This window comes from Candidatus Acetothermia bacterium, from assembly GCA_024653305.1.
Taxonomy (GTDB): Bacteria; Bipolaricaulota; Bipolaricaulia; order Bipolaricaulales; family Bipolaricaulaceae; genus JACIWI01.
In genome coordinates this window covers 1-987 of record JANLFW010000064.1, presented here as the reverse complement: position 1 = coordinate 987, position 987 = coordinate 1, and the positions used below count along the sequence as shown (strand labels likewise).

General features: G+C 63.3%; 2 protein-coding genes. Both read right to left on the bottom strand.

Going from position 1 to position 987, the window contains the following annotated elements; all coding sequences use genetic code 11:
- Positions 1-347, bottom strand: a 347-nt coding sequence (locus NUV94_08245) for a hypothetical protein (protein ID MCR4392724.1), incomplete at its 3' end; no start/stop codon positions are given.
- A gap of 45 nt (positions 348-392) precedes the next feature.
- A complete protein-coding gene (locus NUV94_08240; protein MCR4392723.1) occupies positions 393-557 on the bottom strand; it encodes a WD40 domain-containing protein in 165 nt (54 codons plus the stop codon).
- Between the last annotated feature and the right edge of the window lie 430 nt (positions 558-987).

The window sequence follows — 987 nt, the reverse complement described above, 5'->3', positions numbered from 1 at the left end:
ACGGGCACGCTGGATACCGGCGCGGGCCACACGCGCACCGAGGCTGAGAAGAGGATCGTAAACGTCTTATGCCAGAAGGGGTCAGTGTTTTCAACCCAGAGCATGTACGCCTGCCGGGTGCTCCACTGGACGCGGCAGGGGAGCGGGCGCAGGGCACGGGCAGTCAGCTTGTCAGCCGGGACCGCGAACACAACGTGGAACCGCGTGAACGCGCATGGCTCCGTGTTCTGGACCAGGATCACGTAGACTTCGGGACCCGTGTGCAGTGCGGCCGTCACGGGGAGCCCAGCCGGTGGGCGCTGCGCCGCTACAAGCAGCGTCAGCCTGGGCACCCTCAGGAACGCCATGTCCCTGCAATCACTCAGCGCACGCGACATCGCCATTCACCTCCTTCACCTATCCAGCAGGTCGCTCACGTCCCACAGCATCACCATTCCGTCCTCCGATCCGGTGGCAAGGAGCATCCCATCTGGACTCCACGCAACCGTGGTCACGAGCTCGGTGTGCCCTGTGAGGGCACGGAGTTCCAGTCCTGTTCCCGGGTCCCACAGCACCATCCCAAGATCCAGAGGCGACGATCTTCCCGTCCGGGCTCCAGGCCACCGAGCAGACGTAGTCGGCATGGCGACCTATGGTCCGGAGCCTTCTTCCTGTTGCCGGGTCCCACAGTCTGATAGTCCCGTCGGAGGAACCGGATGCCAGGACCTTTTCATCTGGACTCCATGCCACCGAGTAGACCACTCTCGTATGCCCTACCAAGGTGTGGATTACTTCCCAGGCCGAGACGTTGATGATCAGCACGTTGTCGGTTCCCTCTGTTCCCAACGCCAGGTACTGCCCGTCGGGGGAGAAGGCCAACGAGCGAACACCGCTGAACGAGAATCCGAGCGTCCGTACCGGGAAGGCAGTGCCCTCGGCCAGCCCGCTCCCCCGAGCCTGTTGCGCAAACCCTTGTTAGCCTGAGAGAGCGAATGGTTGTAGGGTACG

Bases quoted from the DNA above. Each gene is read 5' to 3' on its own strand.
- NUV94_08240 (MCR4392723.1), bottom strand. From the start codon at position 557: ATGGTGCTGTGGGACCCGGGAACAGGACTGGAACTCCGTGCCCTCACA.